Source organism: Streptomyces sp. NPDC031497 (genome assembly GCF_055580905.1).
Genome location: NZ_JBVIKO010000040.1, coordinates 62,124 through 81,658, shown reverse-complemented (window position 1 = coordinate 81,658; position 19,535 = coordinate 62,124). Strand labels below are relative to the sequence as shown.

The window sequence follows — 19,535 nt, the reverse complement described above, 5'->3', positions numbered from 1 at the left end:
CGGCGGGTGCGTCGGGTGCGGTGGTGGGGCATGTGATGGGGCGTTCGGCGATGGCGGTGGGGTGGAAGGCGCGGGAGGGTTTGGGGTTGGGGCCGCTGCCGGGCTTGTCAGGTGGAGACAAGGGAGGCGGTAGTGGTGCGAGTGGGAGGAATGGTCTCAGCGTTGGGGGCGTGCGGCCGACTGGGGGTGGTGTGTCGGACGTGTCGGGGTTGCTGAACAAGGTGCCTGAGTCTTTCAACCGGTTGTATCGGCCGGTGGCGGGGCTGGTTTCCGGACTTGCGTGGGTGCCACAGCGTCCGCAGGCCGGTTTCGTCCGGCTGGCTGTGAGCGAACGCTCGCTGGTTCGTTCCGCCTCTCCTGAATCAGCAGATATGGCAGCTAATATCGTTTCTATCCGTGACGGGGGCAATGCTGCTTCTGCCCTTGTCGGACCCGTGACTGTGGTGGACGGGGCCGGTGTTGTCGAGAGCGTGATGCGCGGCAGCGGTGGTGGTCTTGGCAGTGATGCTGGAGCGCCTGCTGCTTTGGGCATCGGCGGCCGTTCCATGCCGTCGGGAGGGGCCGTCGAGGGTTCGGGCACGTCCGCCGTATCCCGTGAGGGGGCGGCGGCCGGTAAGCATCAGGTCTCTGCCGTTGTCACCGAGGATGTGGCGGCCGTAGGTGTTGCGGCGGTACTGAACGGGCCTGCGTCAGCGGCTTCCAACGGGCCATCCGGTACGCCTTATGTCGCTTCCGGGTCTTCAGAGGGCGGCAGGCGTACGGCAGGGGGTGGTGTGCCCCGCACGGTGCTTGGCGGGGTGGGTGTAGAGCGGACCGTTTCGCAACCGGGTGTGGCCGGGCCGGGGCGGGTGGGTGCTGGTGAGTCGGGGCCGGCAGGCACGTCTGCTGTCGGGGTGTCTGCTCGTGATGTGGGGACCACTGATGACCTGGCCCTGGCAGATTCCACCGGCACGGCGGGTCCGTGGGCCTTCGATGCGGCCGATTCGGAAACCGGTTGGATCGCAGGCACCGAAGCTGCAGCAGGAAGCAGCAGGTTCGCCGCTGGAGGAAAACTACCGCGGCCTCTGCTAGCGGATGAGGAGACCAGATCAGCCGGGGACCGGCCCAATATGTCCCGTGGAACCAGAAGCGCTTCGGACACCCTGTCTAATCCATCGTCTGACGATGTCGGCGGCGAGCTTTCGGGGCAGGTCACAACCTTGCCGGACACGGGCGTTCTCAGCGGTTCCTCTTCCGCACGCACCACCAGCATGCCGACAGACGGCCGTTCTATGCCTGCCACACGAACTCCCGATGCCGGTGCCGTTCTTGACAGCCAGCCTGCCGACCTACACGCGGCTCTCACCACCGCCTACGCAAGGACCGCAGCCCGCCACGTGCAAGCCCGGGTAGATGTTGAACGCGCCGAGCAGCGTTTGGAAAGTCAGAGTGAAGGCCTTTCCACCATTGACTCCGATGCCCTTGTCACCACAACCCGTACAGACCTCCAAGAGGCACACAGCGCTCTGCGCAGGACTCTCAAAGACCTCGCAGCACTGCGCACTAACCCCGCCGAGCTCACCTTCACCCCAGATCCTGAACACCCCCGTCTCCCCGGCGGCTCCCGTCACCACATCCGCCCCGGCACCGACGAAGACCTCTTTCGTGATGGCCTCCACGCCAATGGCAACGAAATTGACCACCATGACGGAGTTGTTGCATCGGAGCAGTCCTCGGGCGGTGTGGGAGAAATTGTCGCAGAAGCTGCACAAACTGCCCCCTGGCTGTCTGACCTCAGCGGTGACGACCATCCCACTCTTGATCGGAGTGTGGCCGCAGACGTCGACGCGCCCAAGGAGGGCAGGGTGAGGTCGACAGAAACACAGATCATGGAGGTGATGAGGGGAACAGGTTCTGCTACGGAGGCACTGGACCGGTCCCGGCATTCGACTGGTTCCCTAGAGCCGCTGGCGGTCGATACGGTAGCGGGGGAGGTGAATGGTTCGCCGGACAGGTATCTACGCGGGCATGCGACAGAAGGCACGGGTGGGCATCTGGCCATCCGTAAAGAGAAGAGAAACGCTGCTGAGTACACGGATGGTGATGCTGCGGATGAGGCCTCCGTGGTAGGCCGCGGCCGAGTACATCTAAATAATCCGATTCTGGAGCAGGATTTCACCCGCCAAGTGCCTGCGCGCGGCGACGCCATCTTGTCAATGCGAGATAGTGGTGAAGCGGAAGCTTTTCTGTCAAACAGTGGGCGCACGACTGACGGCTTCTCCAGCGCCGATGCTTCAAATCCTGATAGATTTGAAGATGTCTCTAGAACTCAGCGTGAAGACGAACAAGGCAGGAGGCGCTGGGCGGGGGGTGTCCCTGAGCCGGCGTATGGAAGATTTGGCCGCTCTGCATGGATCGACTTGAGAATCGATCGAGATCGCCAGCGATCTCCTGTCGAAGGACTCGATGTCTGGTCCTATTATATCGAACGAGCCCCTCTTGCGAAAGACTCCGATCGACCTGGTCAAAGAAAAGAGCGAATGCCATGGTACTCGACTAACCCATTCAAAAAGCCTCCTTATGTGGTTCTAATCTCGGGAATGCCGAATCATGTACGAGTGCGGACGATTTCTGGCTCTTCGATTGTTAAGCCGAATGACTTGGCTGAATATATTGCATCGGATTCGAATCTGAAGAATCAGTCCGCCTCCGTTCCGGTCATTTTGTTGCCGGGTTACGGAGGAGACGGTGGTACGACTCTGCCTAGGCTGATCGCTGCACACACGGGACGGACTGTTTGGAGCTTCACGTCGCTTCTGCAGCTTAAAAAGTCGCCGGACGGCAAGGGAACCCGAATAGTTGCTCTTGAAGGAGATTCCCATCCAACAGGTCGATGGATCCGGAGTGTCCCCCGTGATCTAGAAATAGCACCAAATCAGGAAAATGTAGAGATCGCATCTCGCGAGGCGCAACTTTTGTGGACTATCAATAGCGGTTCGCTATTGGATTCACAAGTTCATCATCAGATAATAACCGACAGTAAACACCGACACCTGGGCAGATCGTCGTTTAACCCCGCCGACCTGGCGGATCGCGAACTTGTTCTTCCTCTACTTGGTGCTGCGCGAACTTACGCGCAAGGTAATCTCAAAGATGGATTTCTCACCGAGATACCTGGAACTGAACGTGAGCTCCCTTGGGTGAGTGACTTCCCAGGTGTTACACCGTATTTTTTCGTCTCCCATGGGGATCCGTTCGCTGTCAGTATGCCGCGTAGAGATGGAAGATCTATCGCCCGCGTAGGCGGCGCTGATCTCGGCCGATTTCTCTCCAGGCGCCCTAGCCTCACGTTCCGTCCAGCAGAAGCGCCAATTGTACTAGTGGCTTGTAGTGTGGGCGCCGCATCGTGGAATGATGCCAGCGGAGCAGCTCAAAGCCTGGCAGATGCGTTGGGGAGGACCGTCTATGCTCCGTCAACCCCTGCAGTGACCACATTCCATGTGGCGCTTGGGCCTAACGGTGAAGAAGGTCGGTGGCTTACCTTCCGGCCCTCAGCAGAGATTCTTCAAGCTGATGCGATAAAGGAGGGAGGTATTCGAAATGGCGGCTCTGCTTCATTGGTGAGCGACTCGTCCAATATCGGTGCAGAGCCTTCAGGGAGCCAACGAGCTATCATCAATACGAATCGTGTGGCACAAATCGAAGGGAGAAATGCGTCGACGAGCAGGCCCATTGATCTCGAGGATGGTGCTCTGAAACGGGCGAGTGCTGCGCTGCACATGAGCACGCCGACGGTGGACGGGAAGAATTCTTTCTATGGGAATCTCGCAGCCACTATCCCCGAAGGTGTCGACGCGTTCGAAGGATATTCCTCCGAAGAGGTGCTGGCCTTGACGAATAGTAGCGATATGCTCACCGCTGAGGATGGGGTGGGGTGGAACCACGAAGGTGATCGCGACCGCGAAATTGAAGAGAAGGTCATAGTGGCCGAATCGGTAACGCCGTCTCGAATCACAGTGCCGGTCACTAATCCAGAGATTCAGCCTACTGCGGGTATCGTTCATCCTCCTTCCCGTATGGCCGGGGAGGTCAGATCGAAACCGACCTCTACGTCGGAACGTGGGGTCCAACGCAACCTGCCCGCCGATCCCGTTGAGTCGCATGCGAAGGCGATCACGGAGGGCGACCGGCGTGAGACGGAGGCGACCCCGGACGCGCTCAGCGACACTACGGAAAGACATGACCCGGACAACCGGTACGAGGCGTTCAGCGCGCACGTCCGCACCTCGGCCGGCCATCCCGGACAGCCAGGGGTCGACCCCGAGACGTGGCGTCGGCAGACCGCGATGCCCGCAGACACCCGCGAGCGAGGCGGAACCGACGCACCGGAAGAGCGTCTACGCGCCTACACCGCACTGACGTGGGCACACCCGCCCACAACCCCAACCAACGGCCGCACCACGCCTGCCCCCGACCGCGGCTCGGAGGAGTACGGCCGTAAGCCGGCGCCGGATAATGGTTCGTCGGACGTACCACCTCCGGTCGACTACGCACTGGTCCATACGGACAACGTGGTCGTGGAGAGCCACCCGGCAGAGATTCTGCGGCGATTCTCCAACCTTTCGCCCGAAGAAGTATTCATCAACGGATTCAAAACAGATAGCCCGCGCGCTCTTGCAGATATTTACAGCAGGACGCGAATGAATCTGACGGCGCCATTCAACTCGACATCCCGCAATCAATCTCTATGGTTCGGAAACAGGCGGTACCGCTATGAGGTAGTTCCGGAAATGAATCACGAAACTACCGGAATCGACGTAAATGCAAAACTTCAGAGAGCGGAGCTGAGTCTACCGCACCCTGAAGAAGAAGTCGCCTTCACAGGCTCCATCAGCCATCTCGCAATTAATCGGGTCTACGACAAGGAAGAGAGCCGATTCGGGATTTGGAATCCTGCCACCCGCGTCGTGGAATGGGTTTCAGTAAGGAGTATAAATGCGAAGGCACAGAGCGAAGGTTCGACTGACTTGCGAGAACTTTCCTACGCACGAGAGAGTAAGGAGGGGAATTCCCTTTCCCGCGAAATTCCTCCCCGGTCGGAAAAGGGCGACTTTTCGAGCGAAGAGCTTCTGAAAAAGGTGCTTACCGTCATGCGAGGTGAAGGCGCCTGAGAGGTGGGCGCTTGGGAAAGAGATGATCCGTGACAAGGGCCGACAGAATGAAACGCGCTTGCACCCCACACCTATCGATCCGAAACGGTAGGTGTTCTGATCGTTGGTCCCTGTGTGAATGAACTGGTGCGGGACGTGCGGCAGTTGTCGCCGTCGGCGCAGGAGGCCATTCGGCTGCGGGCGGTGGCCGCGCTGCTGACGGGGCTCTGTGTTTGCGAGGTGCGGTCTTTTCGGAGCTGGGGCAGGTTGACGGCCCGGTTGTCGCGTCGGGTGGGCGGCGGGTTCCACTTTCCCGGTGTGGTGGTGCGGATCGTTGGGGCGGTTGAAGTGGCTGGTCAGCCGGGGCTCGGCAAGGCATTGAGCCGGTCGATTGCCCGGGTGATCTCGTCGGTCCAGGGCCATCGGGTCGTGAAGCGGAGCCGACGGCGGCGGCCGGTGGAGACGAGCTGGGCGGCGGCGGAGAACAGCCGCAGGCGGAGGGGGTGCGCCGGTGGTTGTAGAAGCCGAGCCAGCGGAAGACTGCGAGCCGGGCGACTCGTTCGGTCGGCCAGCCGCGCCGGTCGGGCAGGATCTCCCGCTTGAGCGAGGCGAAGAACGACTCCGCTGCGGCGTTGTCCGCGGAGGTGCCGACCGCCCCCATGGACCGGCGGATGCCAGCCCGGTGGCAGGCGTCGGCGAACGCCTTCGACCGGTACTGAGCACCGTGATCGCTGTGGAAGATGACGTCGTGCACCTGGCCGCCGCGAGTGCGGACAGCCGCGTTGAGAGCGTCGGTGACGACTCGGCCCGCATGTGATCGGCCATCGACCAGCCCAGTAGGCGACGGGAGTACACGTCGATGACGGTGGGCAGATACAGGAACTTCCCGCCGGCGATGGGCAGATAGGTGATGTCGCCGACCCAGGCCCGGTTGGGGGCGAATGCGGTGAAGTTGCGCCGCAGCAGATCGGGCACCGCCTGGGCGGCGGGGTCCGGAATGGTGGTTCGGTGTCGGCGTTTCAACATCCGCCCCTGGATGGCATGTTGGCGCATGAGCCGTTCGACACGTTTGCGGTTGACGACCACGCCGCCGTCGCGAAGCTCGGCGGTGATCCGCTTGGCTCCGTACGTCTTTCCGGACTCTGCGTGGACCTTGCGGATCCTTCGGGTGAGTGCGGCGTCCGCGGCCTGTCTCGCGGCGCGGGCCGGGGCGGTCTTCAGCCACCGGTGGAACCCGGACCTCGACAGGTTCAACACGGTGCACAGCCGCTTCACGCCGTAGGCGCCGCGGGTGGTCGGCAACGAACTCGAAGCGGCTCACCAGTTCGTCTCGCCCGCAAAATACTTGGCCGCCCGGCGCAGGATGTCACGTTCCATCTCCAGCTCGCACACCTGCTTGCGCAAGGACGCGATCTCCGCGTCCTTCGCCGACTCCGCAACTGCCTCGGGCCGCTCGTTTTTCTCCGCCGTCTTGATCCACTGCCGCAGCGTCTCGTGGTTCACACCGAGCTCGGCGGCGATACGCGAGACGGACCGGCCCGACGAACGGGCCAACGCCACCGCGTCGGCCCGGAACTCCGCCGAGTACTTGTAGGTCCCCACCCAGGACTCCTCTCCCTGGACTCAAGATCCAGTGTCGAGGTGTCCACGATCAAGGTGGAGAGCCCCTGCGCGGTTCGCCCGGAAGGCGCCTCAGCTCGCGGCCAGACACGTCACAAAAAGGGGGGACCGCCCTGTGCGACCGGTTGGGACCCCGGCGCGGCGGCGCCGGGTGTGCGGGGTGTCAGGTGGCGGTCGGCCAGGTCCGCAGCAGGGCGGCGATCTTCCCGGCGGTACAGGCAGGGTCAAGGAGCAGGTCCTTGAGGGCAATGGCATCCTCGCGGGCGGGCTTGACCCCAATCCCGGCGGCTTCCAGGTACATGACGCCGGAGGCTGCGGCGACGGCAAGGTTGGAGCGCTCCAGCCAGCGGCACCGGCCAAGGGTGTGCACCAAGGCGGCGGCCTTGGCGTAGGGGCCGTCATAGACGGGCTGCTCGAACAGCTCGGCCCGGTGACGGGCGACCGCTGCGGCGGGAACCCCGTAGTCGTCGGGGGCCGGATCATCCGCTCCGGCTGCCTCGGCGACCTGCAGGATCCAGGGAACGTCGATGTGCAGGTCCATCAGGCCGCGCGCGCTCCTCGAACCGTCTGCTGGGCTTGTTCGGCCTCGTCGAAGACCGCCTGGTGTTCGGCAAGGAAGCGGGCGGCCGCATCCACCGCGCGGGCACGCAGGCCGCTGGTGTCGTCCTGCACCAGGCGGGCGAGGTAGTCCCCGATACTCAGCCCTAGGTCGGCGGCACGCTTCCTCGCGAGTTCCGCCACATCCTCATCCACGCGCGCACCGAGTTGTGTCTTCGCCATATCAGCATGGTAACAGCCGTTACCGCTAAATGGTGGGGGGACGGTGGGAGCAACAGTCTCGTCCGTCCAGTCCCTGTCGAAGAGGGCGACAACCAGGTGCTCGCGACCGGCAACGAGCCACCCGGCCCGGCGCTTGGTACGGGCCTTGGCCAGCCAGGTGCCGGTCCTGACCGTGTCGCCGTCGACGCAGGTCTCGCGCGGGCGGCGGGGCGTGGCCTTCACGGTGGAGAAAGAGTTCCAGGAACTGGATCAACTGCTCGACGGTGCGGTGAGCGGGGCCCAACGGGTTGTGGTGGGGCGGCCGAGGAAGGTCATCAGCAGCTGGTGGCCGGGGGCGACGTCGTGCCAGGCGGCGAGCTGGCCAGACATGCTCCAGGCACTGCACCAGGACGATCGTCGACTCCTCGCAGTCCGTCAGAACCTCACCTTCTGGCATGGAGAGGCCGACGACCCCGCCGAGCCGCGGCAGAACTCGCCCAGCTCCTCACCGACATGAGGCGAGTGCTGCTGGCAGACGATCCGGACCTGCTCGTCGCGCGATACCACCACGCCTGCAGGCCGGGGAAACCGGACACACCGCCCTCCTCTGGCCGTGGCCGAGTTGGTTCACCTTCTGGCCGCCATCCACGGTGTGCTGCCCATGGACGCCCCCCTCGCAGAGGCCACCCAGGAGCTGCTGCCCGCTATCGCCACCGGCACCCAGGCGCGGGGTGATCGAAGAAGTGACAGCGCAGCAGAGGCCGGGTTTGGGCGGCCGCGGTCTTGCCAGCGGCGAGGGCGCGGTCGGGAGAACCGGTGGACGGCGGTGAACTACTCGGGTTCATCGCGCAGCTACCCGTTGCACCTCGCCGCGAGGGTGAGCGGACGTGAACGCGCCGCCGGCCGTGGCCGGCCGCCCGAATCACGCGGATGCGGTAAGGCCGGTGCAGCGACTGACAGCGACCGGCCGCCCGACCTGGCGGCGGCCGACGGGCCGAGTTGCGCCCATCGGCTGAGTGCCGTCCATCGGCGACGCTCCGGGCCGGTCGCAGTTGATGCCAACGACGTAGTCGAAGGCACCCTCCAGCGGTTCACCCCCAAAGCCCGCGCCGCTGATCGAGAAAGCGCCGGAACGGTGGCAGGGCAACTGGTACCGGGGTCGGCCAGGCGTCCGCCGGCGTCGGTGAGACCGAACACTCCCATGGGCCGTACAGATCGCCTGCGTAGTGCTCGTCGGTCCTGCCCTTGTAGCCGTCGTACCCCCGGGGACGCCAGCCACCGCGAGCCGGGGACGCACCGCCCGGTAGCGCGATCCATAACGCCCTTCACCCTCTTGAATCGTTGTCACAACTATTGACCCGAGTTCGATGGCCAGATTACGGTTCCCGAGCCCAGCTTGGTTGAAACGATTCACTCGATGGATTCTTCCGTAGCCACCCTTGTGACCACTTGGGGTTGAACCATGCACGAATCCTCCGCTCAGCGCGCCGGGACGACCCGCCGGTCGGTGCTCGCGGCCGGTCTGTCCGCCGGTGCTCTCGCGGCTCTCGGCCCGGCGGCAGGCGCCGTCGCCGCCCCCGGCGGGGCCGTCGCCACGGGCGCCGTACCCTCCGCGGACTGGTTCGCCGGACCGGCTCAGGCCGTACGACCGAAGTTCCGCTGGTGGTGGCCGGACGGCCTGGTGGATCCGGCCGAGGTCGCGCGGGAGATCGACCAGATGGCCGACGCGGGCTTCGGCGGCGCCGAGATCGCGGCCGTGCACCACAGCATCACCGACCCCTCCGTGCTGGACACCGCCCGTCATGGCTGGGGCAGCGCCCCCTGGCGCGAAGCCGTCAAGGCCGCACTGCGCCAGGCGGCCCGGCGCGGCCTGACCGTCGACCTCACCCTCGGCCCGAGCTGGCCCGTCGCCGTACCGGGCGTCACCCCCGACGACGACGCGGCGGTCAAGGAACTCGCCTACGGCAAAGCAACGTTGACGGGCGGCACCGCCTACAACGGCCCGGTGCCGGCCTCGGTCTACCCGGCCGCCGCCGGGGTCACCGTCCAGAAACTCTTCGCGGTGCAGGCCGCCCGGATCAACACCGCGTACTCCAGCGGCAAGGCAACCGGCCTGGACGCCGACAGCGTCACCGACCTCACCGACCTGGTGTCCGACGGCCAGCTCACCTGGACCCCTCCGGACACCGCGACCTGGGTGATCCTCTCCTACTGGCACCGGGGTTCAGGACAGCAGCCCGAGGCGGGACCGCACTCCTCCCCCGCCGCATACGTCATCGACCACTTCAGCACGGCCGGGACCGCAGCCGTCACCCGCTACTGGGACCACGAGATCCTCGACACCACGCTGCGCCGACTGCTCAGATCGGCGGGCGGCGCCTTCTTCGAAGACTCCGTGGAACTGGAGACCAACGGCCTGCAGTGGACGCCCGGCCTGCCCGACGCGTTCCGCCGACACACAGGGCGCGACCTGCTGCCCTATCTGCCGGCCATCGTCCTCGACAAGGGCAACCAGATCTTCGCCTTCGAGGCCCGGCTCACCCAGGACATCCGGCACGACTTCTGGGAGACCGTCTCGAACCTGTTCAACGAGCACCACCTGAGCGCCCTCAAGGACTGGGCGCACGGCCACGGCATGAAGCTGCGCTCCCAGCCCTACGGCCTGCAGACCGACGCGATCACCTCCGCGGCCCTCCTTGACATCCCCGAAGGCGAATCGCTCGGCTTCAAAAACCTCGACGACTACCGCTGCCTCGCCGGCGGGCGCGACATGGCCGGCCACCGCATCCTGTCCTGCGAGGCCGGCGCGTACGCGGGCGGCGCCTACAACACCACCTGGGACAAGTTCCTGCGCACCATGGGCGGCGCGTACGCGGCCGGCGTCAACCAGACCGTCATCCACGGCTTCTCCTACGCGACCGCGCCGGACGTCAACTGGCCCGGGTTCGCCGCGTTCAGCCCGTACAGCGGTACGCCCGGCTACGGCGAGTCGTGGGGGCCACGCCAACCCACCTGGCGGCACGTCCCAGACATCGCCGGCTATCTCGGCCGGGTACACCGGGTGCTCCAGTCCGGCACCGTCCGCGCCGACATCGCCGTCTTCCGGCAGACCGGCTACAGCGCAACCGGCATCGGCGCCTCCTGGCTGACCTCGACCGGAGTGCCGCTCGGATGGACCCACCAATTCCTCAGCGGACCGCTGCTCGACCTGCCCTCGGCCAAGGTATCCGGCAAGCGGCTCGCACCGGACGGGCCCGCCTACAAGGCCCTCTTCATCGAAGGCGACTTCTTCTACGGCTCCAGCCCCACGCTGACCGTCGCCGACGCCCGCAGGCTGCTCGCATTCGCCCGCGCTGGACTGCCCACCGTGCTGTTCGGCGCCTTCGACCAGGCCCTCACACCGGGGCTTCCCGACGACGGTGAGACCGCCGAACTGCGCGCTCTCACCACGCAGTTGGTAGCCCTTCCGAACGTCCGCCAGGTCACCGACAAGACCCTGGTCGGTGCGGCCTTCACCGACCTCGGTGTGACACCTGACGTCTCCTACGGCGTGTCCTCGACACTCCTCAACGCGCACCGCGCCACCGACGAAGCCGACTTCTACTACTTCTGTAACGGCAAGCACGCCGAGACCGTCAAGCCAGCAGTCGCGGCCATCGACCACGACGTGACAGTACGCAGCACCCGGCACCCGGGTTCCGGCACGGTCCCCTACCTCCTGGATGCCTGGACCGGGCGCGTCACGCGGCTCGCCAAGTACACCCAGGACAGAGACACGTTCACCTTCCGTGTGTCCCTCCAGCCCGGTGAGACGCTGATGGTCGCGCTGACGCGGCCCGCCGCATTCGGCGATCGGACCAGTGCCCGTCCGCACGCGGTGGCCACCGACGCGGACAGCGTGCTGTTCGCGGACGACTCGCTGGCCGTGCGTGTTGCGAGAGCCGGCACGTACACCACCACCCTGTCCAATGGCTCCACGGTCACCGCGACGATCCCCGAGGTGCCCGCGGCCGTCACCCTCGACCAGTGGAACCTGTCCGTCGACGACTGGCGGCCCGGCGCCGACGCCACCAGCACCGACATCGTCGAGCACTCCCTCACCCTCGATGCACTGCTGCCCTGGTCGCAGATCACGGAGCTGGCCGACGTCGGCGGCATCGGCCGCTACCGCACGACCGTCACGCTCCCTCACACCTGGACATCCTCGATGGGCGCCCTGTTGCGGCTGGGCAGCGTCAGCGACACCTACCGGGTCACCGTCAACGGCACCCGGCTCGACCCGGTCGACCGCCTCAACCCCGTCGTGGATCTGAACGGGCTGCTCCGCCCAGGCACCAACACGATCGAAGTGGAGGTCGCCACACCGCTGTTCAACCAGCTGCGGGTCAGCAACCCGGCGGTCTTCGGGACGGCGACACGCCAGTCGTACGGCCTCATCGGCCCGGTACAGCTCGTCCCCTACGCCCAGCGGACGGTGGCCTGAACCCGGCCCCCCTGTCCAGACAGGGTGCCGCCATGGAACGGATCTCAGTGGTGGGTGTCACCGGGCGCGGTCAGGTCCACGCTCGCCCGCGCCGTAGGGCGCCAGCTGAGTCGGCCGGACCACGAGATGGACGCGCTGTACCTCGGCTGTCCCCAGCTGTGCCATGAACGGCGCGTTCGCCGAGGACATGGAACGATTCGGCACCCACCCGCGGCGGGGCGTGGACCCCCTCGACCACCCGGAGGTCCGCAATCTCCTGCGGGATCGCGCCGTCACCGTGGTGCGGCTGGAATGCCCCCGGCCCGCCGTCACGCCCCCGGTGGTGCGCCAGGCGTGAGGTCCTGTCACCGCCAGGCCGCCATCCGCCTTCGCCTCGGCTTGGTCTTGCTCCTCGTCGTCCTCTAGTACTCCAGCAGCGGCAACCTGCATACCTCGACCACGTACCGAACTGGTTCCCGAGGGACGCCGTCACCAGGCCCGTGCCCGCCGCTGTCACCATATGCGGCGCGGGCACACGTTGGTGGGACGGCCCGGTCCAAGACCGTCCCGCGCATGCCCAACCCCCATTACCCTCCCCCACCGACAGGCCGTTGACCAGTACAAATAAAGACGTTCGAATGGAGTACCAGCCGTTGCTCAACGGACGCAGGCTGGGAAATCGCTGCCACCCACATGTGATCGAGCTGGTTACCGAGACACTCGACGTCGCCGCTCGGACCCGCGTTGTCCTAGGAGAGGCGGCCTTACACACCGACAACGGTGCGCAGTTCGCGTCGAAGGAGCTCGTAAAGGTACGCCGCCGACCGGCGGTGTCCGTGCTGGTGCCGATCACTCCACGCGAACGGGCCCCGCCAATTTCTGAGAGCTGTCCACACTGCAGATGCTGGTTGCTCAATGTCGGCGAGTTCCATCGACGCCTCTGACCTGCTTCGCAGCGTCGCAACGGACGAGGTGTTGCCACAGCTCACCAACACGTCGACCAAAAGGTGTTCCCGATGCTGGCGAGACACGTTGCTACTACCCACCAACATACTCGCGAAGGAAGAGACGCGGGCTCGGCTGCATCCACCCGATCGCCTTAGAACAGAGATCAGCTACGCTGACCTCTGCCACACGGCAAACGTATCTACGCTTCAGTGGACGCCACGTTGACCGACTGTGCGCAGACGACCGCGCGGTCGCTCAGCTGAATCTGCGCCTTACTGGCCTTCGTGTTCACAGTGGCCACTGAACACCTTGGTACATCGAGGAACGAAAGGCTGTATGATCATGGACTCTACACGATAGGCGCTGAAGGCGTGGCCCGCCACCGCGTGCAAGGCCGCCTTGGCGGGTCTTCTGCTCACGGCGCTTACTGCGGTCGGGGTGTATTCGACGACTTCCGCTGCTCCCCACCAGAGTGTCAGGGCTGATGCCTGCTACAGCTGCCACGGCAACGGCGCGTGAGCTAGCCGCGCAGAGATAGCGTAGCCGGACCTCCCGGACGAAATACCGGGCAGGCCGATACCTAGCGGTGATGAACCAGTGGTCGTCAATACGAGTCATCAGTTGACGACCACTCGGTTATCGCGGACGTGCGGTAAGCCGGTCCACCAGCAGTCGAAAAGGCACAATCCACCAGCACGAGCATACGCCCCATCGAATGGTCATCATCGGAGGCTGTCGAGTCGGCCTCTGGATCTCCGTGAACTGTCCTCCCTGGCAGCCTCCGTGTCCTCGCTCAGGAGCAGGGCGATGAGCATACCGACATGCCTCCGGAGGCCCTGAGGGTGTTCCCAGAGCATGGATGTGCCGACTGTGCAGGACATCACGAGGAGATCCCGGCCGGATCCCAACCGCTCTCGGATCGGCTCCTCAGCGCGCCGTGCTCTGTGGTCCTTCAGAGTTTCCGCCCTCAACTTGGCGTATATCGCCTGTAGAGCTCGTAACACGATCATGATTGGGCCTTCTTTGAGGCGTCGCCAGCAGATGAGGCTGCAGGCGAGGGAGACGAAGGCGTCGTGGAGTTCGGTGCGGCGTTCCCATCGGACGGCAAGACGCTTGAAGTGATGGAGCAGGGCGAAGGTCTGCTCGACGACGTACCGGAGCTTGCCCATGCCCTTGATGTTCGGGGTGCCCTTGCGGGAGATTACGGGCAGGATCCGCCGCCTGCGGAATTCGTCGCGGTTGGCGCTGGAGTCGTAGCCCTTGTCGCCGAGGAGGGCTTCGGGACGCCTGCGCGGATGGCCGGGGCGGCCGGCGACGGGCGGGATGCCGTCGACCAGGGCGAAGGTCTGGGTGACGTCGTTGACGTTGGCCGCGGTGGTGATGACCCTGAGCGGGGTGCCGCGTCCGTCGCAGATCAGGTGGTGCTTGCTGCCCGTCTTGCGCCGGTCGACCGGCGACGGACCGGTGTCGGCTCCCCCGTTACCTTTCTCGTGGCCTCGCAATGAGGCTCCCGGCCTTCGGCCCCGGCATGACTTCGCCCCCCCCTTGTCGATGATGATCGAAAAAGTGGTGTCACCGGGTTCGAAGGCATTGGCAGACCGCTGATTAGAGGCCCGAGCACCGATCCCGGCCGCCTATGCCGGCCTGGCCCCGGTCACCCGCGCCTCCGGCTCCTCCATCCGCGGCGAACATCCCGCCCGACGAGGCAACAAGCAGCTCAAACGTGCCTTCTACCTCGCCGCGTTCGCTTCGCTCTCACAGCTGGAGTCACGCACCTACTACGACAGGAAACGCCGCACCACGTCGCAGCGCTGATCGCCCTCGCCCGACGACGCATCGACGTGCTCTTCGCCATGCTCCGAGACGGCACCTTCTACAAGCACTCAACCCCCACTACAGCTTGACGAAAGCCATAGAGGCACTTTTCGCCCGGATGTGGGAGCCGTCCACGCACGCGCGTGACCAGTCGAGTTCGCCCGCCGCGTTCAGCTCGGCCAGCAGAATGCGGTGCAGCTGGTCAAAGGCGCCGGCCTGCTGCCACCGCTCCAGGCGGCGCCAGTAGGTCTGCCCGCAGCCGAACCCAGCTCCAGCGGCATCAGTTGCCAGGCTATGTCGTTGTAGAGGACGTACAGAATGCCCTGCAGACAGAGCCGATCCGCCACCGGCCGTGGTCCCGGCGCCCGCTCGGGCCAGGGCGGCAGAAGCGGCTCGATCAACACCCACAAGTCATCGTCCACGATCCACGGTCGGACACTCACACTCTCCAAACGGCCGAATCGTCACACAGGTCACGCCCGCCCCGCTACGGCAGCGGCACGGGCGTCTACGACGGCCAGGGCGATTCTTCGGTGGCCGGCACGCCTTCCAAGGGAAGGCGATCACGGTAGTACTCCGACTCCAACCAGTCCTCCCTCACGATGACTGGCCTTGACATCCGCACGCCTCCGACCTCCTGTGGTGCGCAGAAGAACCCCCAGATCGGTCAGGGCGAGGGAGTCATCGAGGGTGTACAACAAGCAACTCCCGTGCTCGGCAGCGTAGTCAAGAAGAAACTGGTGCGCCTGCTCGGGATCGCGGCCGGCCAGTGCAAAGCCCGCCAGCAAGACCTGCGGACCCGTGACCGCATCCAGGGCAACGCACGCCAACTCACCCGCGTCGTAGAACACCTTCACCCCGTCGGCGAAATCTTCCTGCTCGTAGGGACCGCCCACCCGTTTCTGCGGCTCAGAGACGAGCGCATCGGCGACCTCGGCCGGGCTCATCCCGAACCGCAGTGGCCCCAGCCCGGCTCCCGGCAGCAACTCCCAGTGCTGCCGTCCCTCGCTTACGCTCACGTGATCCGCCCCTTCAAGTGACCATCCCCTGTGGCCCGGCATCGCCTGCGAGACCAGCGCCCAAAGCTCCACCTGAACTGACCGAGCGCCAACTGAAGCGCTAGGTCGTGTCCGCAATGTCAGGGGAGCCAGAGTCGTAGGCAGGCAATGGTGACTATGGCCTGGTAATGGCGGGCTCGTTTGTCGTATCGGGTGGCGAGGGCTTTGTTGTGCTTGAGCCGGTTGAAACAGCGTTCGACGAGGTTGCGTCGCCGGTAGGCGGCACGGTCGAGTCGGCAGAGGCTCTCGCCGCGGCGGATACGGCCGTTGATCTGGTCGATCCGTTCCGGGATCGCGGCCTTGATGCCCCGCTGCCGCAGGTAGCCGCGGATCTTCGTGGATGAGTAGCCCTTGTCGGCGACGACCCGCTCAGGGCGGGTTCTGGGTCGTCCCGGTCCACGTCCGGGGACGCGGATGCGGGCCATCACCTGCTCGAACTGGGTGCAGTCGTTGACGTTTCCGGCGGTGAGGGTGAAGGCCAGCGGCCGCCCCCGTCCGTCGCAGGCGAGGTGGATCTTCGTAGTCAGTCCGCCGCGGGAGCGGCCGATCGCCTCGCCCGGCCAGAGCCCCCTTTTCGGGCCCCGGCCGCGTGCTGGTGGGCCCGGACCGTGGTCGAGTCGATGCACACGATGGTCAGGTCCACGGCGCCGACGGCATCGGTGTGCTGCTGCACGTGGGCGAGCAGCCGGTCCCAGGTGCCGTCGGCCGACCAGCGGCGGAAGCGTTCATAGACCGTCTTCCACGGACCGTAGCGTTCGGGCAGGTCCCGCCAGGCCGCTCCGGTGGACAGCTTCCACAGGATCCCGTTGACCACCTGCCGGCGGTCCCGCACCGGCCGGCCCATCCGCGGCGGAGCCAGCAACGGCTCGATCACCGCCCACGCCTGATCAGTCAGCTCATGACGACGCACCACGAACCAACCAACGGCCAACCCACTTTGCGGACACGACCTAGGTCACACCGCGCACCTCAGCAAGATCGTGTTACGAGTTCGTAGTGTCAGTCCAAAATTGCCGGTCATCGTTGACACCTGGGTCTCCGATCACTACGGAGATCCGCATGCCAAAGTCCACGCCCACCAACCCGTCGCTTGACCGTGAGGCCAAGCGACGCCTGGCCGTCATACGCCAGGTCGAAGAGGTCACCAGGAACGTCGCGATGTCCTGCCGGTACTTCGGGATCAGCCGACCGGCGTACTACACCTGGTACCGCCGCTACCAGGCCGAGTGCATTGAGGGCCTGCGTACCCGCTCCAAGGCCCCGCAGACGTCCCCGAACGTGACTCATGTCGAGGTGGTTGGGAAGATCATCTATCTGCGGCAGAACTACCACCCCATCATGCGGCGGCGGGCGGTGCCCGCCGCCGCATGATGACGGACCGCGCAAGTCCGATACTGAGCCTCGGTTCTTCCTCAAGGCCGTCGCAGTCTCCTTCAGCGCGGGCATCTCATGGACCTAGGTGTCGGTGTCCGCTCGCGCCTTGCTCATGCTGGCCAGGAACGCAAGCGCCCCGTCGACACCACCGAACACGCCTCGGCAGAAGTACGCGGACCTTGCCCTCAGCACACCTGCCGGTCAGACAGGTTGCACCACTCTCGGCCACAACGCCCCAAGTTCGCGCCGCGAGAGTCGCGGCGATCTCGAACGGGATCGTCGCGCTGGGTGTCCGAAGGCAGCCGCATCAAGCACGGAGTCGGCCTTCGGCAGAAGGGACCAGATTCAGCGGGCGTGAATCGGCCGGGTTCCTTTCGCAGGCGCGTCCCGTCTGGCGGAACCTCGTGATGCCGACAAAGCAGCACGCTTAGACTCGGCCCCGCCCCAGCCCGGAATCCAGGCGGGACGTCGTCGTCAGGAAAGGACCAGTGCGGTGAGTACAACGGAGCGGAGCGACGCCCCGATCTATGACCGGCTCGTACGCGAGCGCGGTGACGTGCCTGCCGACGCCCGCACGGTGGCAGAGGAGACATGGCGCCAGGTGGGCCGGGCCATGGACTTCCGTCTTCCGCACGCAGTGGCCGTACCTGAACCAGGTCTGCGTTGATCGCACTTCAGAAGCCTGCGTGCCACGCCGGACAGACAGCAACCGTAGCGGGTTCGATGTTCCGCATCACCGCCGGCTACTAGGGCCTGTTCGAGGTTCGGATTATGTGACTGAGCCTTCTCACCCCAACCACATAATCCGAACGGTGACTAGACTCACCTCACGAGGATCAGTCAGGCGAATGCAGACGACATTGCAGACTTGGCCCGGCTGTTGTGGCTAGCCACCCGTGATGAGGAGCCGGCACAGCGGTCCCTTGACGCATTCGCGGCGGAGCTCGCGCAGTGGTGGTCCGCCCACCAGGACTCGCACCTAGCGTTCGTAGCCCGACTCCTCCAACCGGAGATCGTCGGCATGGCCTGGGTCGCACTCGTCCCCTTGTGAGCCGAGACCTGGAGCGACGAGTCGGCTGTCTGCAGACATCCAGAGCGTCTTCGTCACGCCGGAGCAACGAGGCCGGGGAATCGGCTCGGCGCTCGTGGACGCGGCTTCGGAGCATGCCGCACACCTCGGATCCCTTCGCGTGACGGTCCACTCTGGTCGCAAGCCAGTGCCGGTGTACGAACGGCTGGGCTTTGAGTCGTCCCGACGGCTCCTGTGCCGACCGCCGGACTAGAGTCTGTGCCGAGTCGAGATCTTCATGTGAGGCTGCGGAGCCAGATGACCGCGCCGCGTAGGTGGAGTCCGGCAATGTAGCTGCCCGGGGTCTTGTCGTAGCGGGTGGCGAGCCCGCGCCACTCCTTGATCTTGTTGATGCAGCGTTCCACCGTGTTGCGCGGTCGCACTAGAGCTCGGTGTCATGGGCGAGGGGGCGCCCGCCCCGGCGTCCCTTCTTCTTCCGGTTGGCTGCCTGGTCGGTCTTCTCCGGGATCACCGTCAGGATCCTGCGTCTGCGCAGGTAAGCGCGGTTGGCGCGAGAGGAATACGCCCTGTCCGCGGCCACGGCGACAGGTCGGGTGCGGGGCCGGCCGACCGGGCCCCGCACCTTGATGCGCTCCAGGACAGCAGTGAAGCGAGGGCTGTCAGCGGCCTGGCCGGGGGTGAGCACGAAGCACAGCGGCCGACAGCGGCGGTCCGCTGACAAGTGCACCTTGCTGGTCAACCCACCGCGTGAGCTCCCCAACTCAGCAGCGCGTAGCCGGGCTTTGCGGCGTCAGCGCCAGCACCGCCGCTCCTCGCGACAGCATCCGCCTGCTCGTCCGGCTCGGCTGCCGAAGCGTTCTATCCCTTTGGCGAAGCCCCTTTTCATCGGCGACGGCCTTCTCCAGGGCTTTGAGCAACTCCGCATCGACGGCCATCCCGACAGCGTGATGGTGAGCCCGAGCCACGGTGGAGTCCACGCTCACCAGGTCGAGGTCCACCTGACCGCGCGCGGCGGCCTCGGCGATCACCGCTTCCATCAGGGTCCGGAAGACCCCGGACCTGGCCCAGAGATGGAACCGTCCGTAGACGGTGGACCAGGGCCCGTACCGCTCGGGCATGTCCCGCCACGAACCGCCGGTACGGAACCGCCACATCACGCCGTTGACGAGCCTGCATAGGTCGGGTACGGAACCGCGTTCACCCAGTGGCAGCAGCGGTTCGAACACGGTCCACCCGTCGTCCGTGAGATCACCCCCAGGCCATCCTGCCTGTCTATCGTCCCGGGCCGGCCGGGACAGCGAAACAGCCAAACCCGTGATCTCAACTCGGCACACGCCCTA

The 19,535-nt window shown here is 65.4% G+C and carries 10 protein-coding genes and 6 pseudogenes; 7 read left to right on the top strand and 9 right to left on the bottom strand.

What is annotated here, in order from left to right; all coding sequences use genetic code 11:
* Positions 1-200 precede the first annotated feature (200 nt).
* Entirely contained in the window at positions 201-5,150 is a 4,950-nt protein-coding gene (locus tag ACZ5K7_RS45225; RefSeq protein WP_468923840.1) for a scabin-related ADP-ribosyltransferase, read from the top strand.
* Between the two features lie 335 nt (positions 5,151-5,485).
* On the opposite strand, the pseudogene ACZ5K7_RS45220 reads toward ACZ5K7_RS45225, so the two are convergent.
* The 4 genes and pseudogenes from ACZ5K7_RS45220 to ACZ5K7_RS45205 form a co-directional block, all read right to left on the bottom strand.
* Positions 5,486-5,659, bottom strand: a pseudogene (locus tag ACZ5K7_RS45220) (IS1380 family transposase); the annotation flags it as partial.
* Positions 5,617-6,731 (bottom strand): annotated as a pseudogene (locus tag ACZ5K7_RS45215) (IS3 family transposase); the annotation flags it as partial. The pseudogenes ACZ5K7_RS45220 and ACZ5K7_RS45215, both read right to left, overlap by 43 nt.
* A gap of 181 nt (positions 6,732-6,912) precedes the next feature.
* On the bottom strand, positions 6,913-7,290 hold the full coding sequence (locus ACZ5K7_RS45210; protein WP_468923837.1) for a fic family toxin-antitoxin system, toxin component: 378 nt from the start codon (positions 7,288-7,290) through the stop codon (positions 6,913-6,915).
* On the bottom strand, positions 7,290-7,529 hold the full coding sequence (locus tag ACZ5K7_RS45205) for a hypothetical protein (protein ID WP_468923834.1): 240 nt from the start codon (positions 7,527-7,529) through the stop codon (positions 7,290-7,292). The genes ACZ5K7_RS45210 and ACZ5K7_RS45205 overlap by 1 nt, the downstream gene beginning before the upstream one ends.
* A 145-nt stretch (positions 7,530-7,674) precedes the next feature.
* On the opposite strand from ACZ5K7_RS45205, the gene ACZ5K7_RS45200 reads away from it, so the two are divergent.
* The 3 genes from ACZ5K7_RS45200 to ACZ5K7_RS45190 all read left to right on the top strand — a co-directional run bounded on the left by ACZ5K7_RS45200 (position 7,675) and on the right by ACZ5K7_RS45190 (position 12,328).
* A complete protein-coding gene (locus ACZ5K7_RS45200; protein ID WP_468923831.1) occupies positions 7,675-8,025 on the top strand; it encodes a hypothetical protein in 351 nt (116 codons plus the stop codon).
* Between the two features lie 945 nt (positions 8,026-8,970).
* Positions 8,971-11,991: a glycosyl hydrolase gene (locus ACZ5K7_RS45195; protein WP_468923828.1), complete on the top strand. Its 3,021-nt coding sequence runs from the start codon at positions 8,971-8,973 to the stop codon at positions 11,989-11,991.
* A gap of 163 nt (positions 11,992-12,154) precedes the next feature.
* On the top strand, positions 12,155-12,328 hold the full coding sequence (locus tag ACZ5K7_RS45190) for a hypothetical protein (RefSeq protein ID WP_468923825.1): 174 nt from the start codon (positions 12,155-12,157) through the stop codon (positions 12,326-12,328).
* A gap of 1,312 nt (positions 12,329-13,640) precedes the next feature.
* Here ACZ5K7_RS45190 and ACZ5K7_RS45185 read toward each other — a convergent pair.
* Positions 13,641-14,420: an IS5 family transposase gene (locus ACZ5K7_RS45185; RefSeq protein WP_468923822.1), complete on the bottom strand. Its 780-nt coding sequence runs from the start codon at positions 14,418-14,420 to the stop codon at positions 13,641-13,643.
* 127 nt (positions 14,421-14,547) lie between these two features.
* Here ACZ5K7_RS45185 and ACZ5K7_RS45180 point away from each other — a divergent pair.
* Positions 14,548-14,822, top strand: a pseudogene (locus ACZ5K7_RS45180) (transposase); the annotation flags it as partial.
* 81 nt (positions 14,823-14,903) lie between these two features.
* On the opposite strand, the gene ACZ5K7_RS45175 reads toward ACZ5K7_RS45180, so the two are convergent.
* The 3 genes and pseudogenes from ACZ5K7_RS45175 to ACZ5K7_RS45165 all read right to left on the bottom strand — a co-directional run bounded on the left by ACZ5K7_RS45175 (position 14,904) and on the right by ACZ5K7_RS45165 (position 16,701).
* Complete coding sequence (locus tag ACZ5K7_RS45175) at positions 14,904-15,155, bottom strand: transposase (RefSeq protein WP_468923820.1); 252 nt, start codon at positions 15,153-15,155, stop codon at positions 14,904-14,906.
* Between the two features lie 141 nt (positions 15,156-15,296).
* Entirely contained in the window at positions 15,297-15,752 is a 456-nt protein-coding gene (locus ACZ5K7_RS45170; protein WP_468923817.1) for a hypothetical protein, read from the bottom strand.
* 119 nt (positions 15,753-15,871) lie between these two features.
* Positions 15,872-16,701: pseudogene (locus ACZ5K7_RS45165) on the bottom strand (IS5 family transposase).
* Between the two features lie 149 nt (positions 16,702-16,850).
* On the opposite strand from ACZ5K7_RS45165, the pseudogene ACZ5K7_RS45160 reads away from it, so the two are divergent.
* A pseudogene (locus ACZ5K7_RS45160) lies at positions 16,851-17,123 on the top strand (helix-turn-helix domain-containing protein); the annotation flags it as partial.
* A gap of 1,118 nt (positions 17,124-18,241) precedes the next feature.
* A complete protein-coding gene (locus ACZ5K7_RS45155; protein WP_468923846.1) occupies positions 18,242-18,448 on the top strand; it encodes a GNAT family N-acetyltransferase in 207 nt (68 codons plus the stop codon).
* Positions 18,449-18,470: 22 nt separating this feature from the next.
* Here ACZ5K7_RS45155 and ACZ5K7_RS45150 read toward each other — a convergent pair.
* Positions 18,471-19,493 (bottom strand): annotated as a pseudogene (locus ACZ5K7_RS45150) (IS5 family transposase).
* Between the last annotated feature and the right edge of the window lie 42 nt (positions 19,494-19,535).

Excerpts from the sequence above, each read along its gene's own strand:
- ACZ5K7_RS45210 (WP_468923837.1), bottom strand. The coding sequence starts at position 7,290 with ATGGACCTGCACATCGACGTTCCCTGGATCCTGCAGGTCGCCGAGGCA.
- ACZ5K7_RS45205 (WP_468923834.1), bottom strand. The coding sequence starts at position 7,529 with ATGGCGAAGACACAACTCGGTGCGCGCGTGGATGAGGATGTGGCGGAA.
- ACZ5K7_RS45195 (WP_468923828.1), top strand. The coding sequence starts at position 8,971 with ATGCACGAATCCTCCGCTCAGCGCGCCGGGACGACCCGCCGGTCGGTG.
- ACZ5K7_RS45190 (WP_468923825.1), top strand. The coding sequence starts at position 12,155 with ATGAACGGCGCGTTCGCCGAGGACATGGAACGATTCGGCACCCACCCG.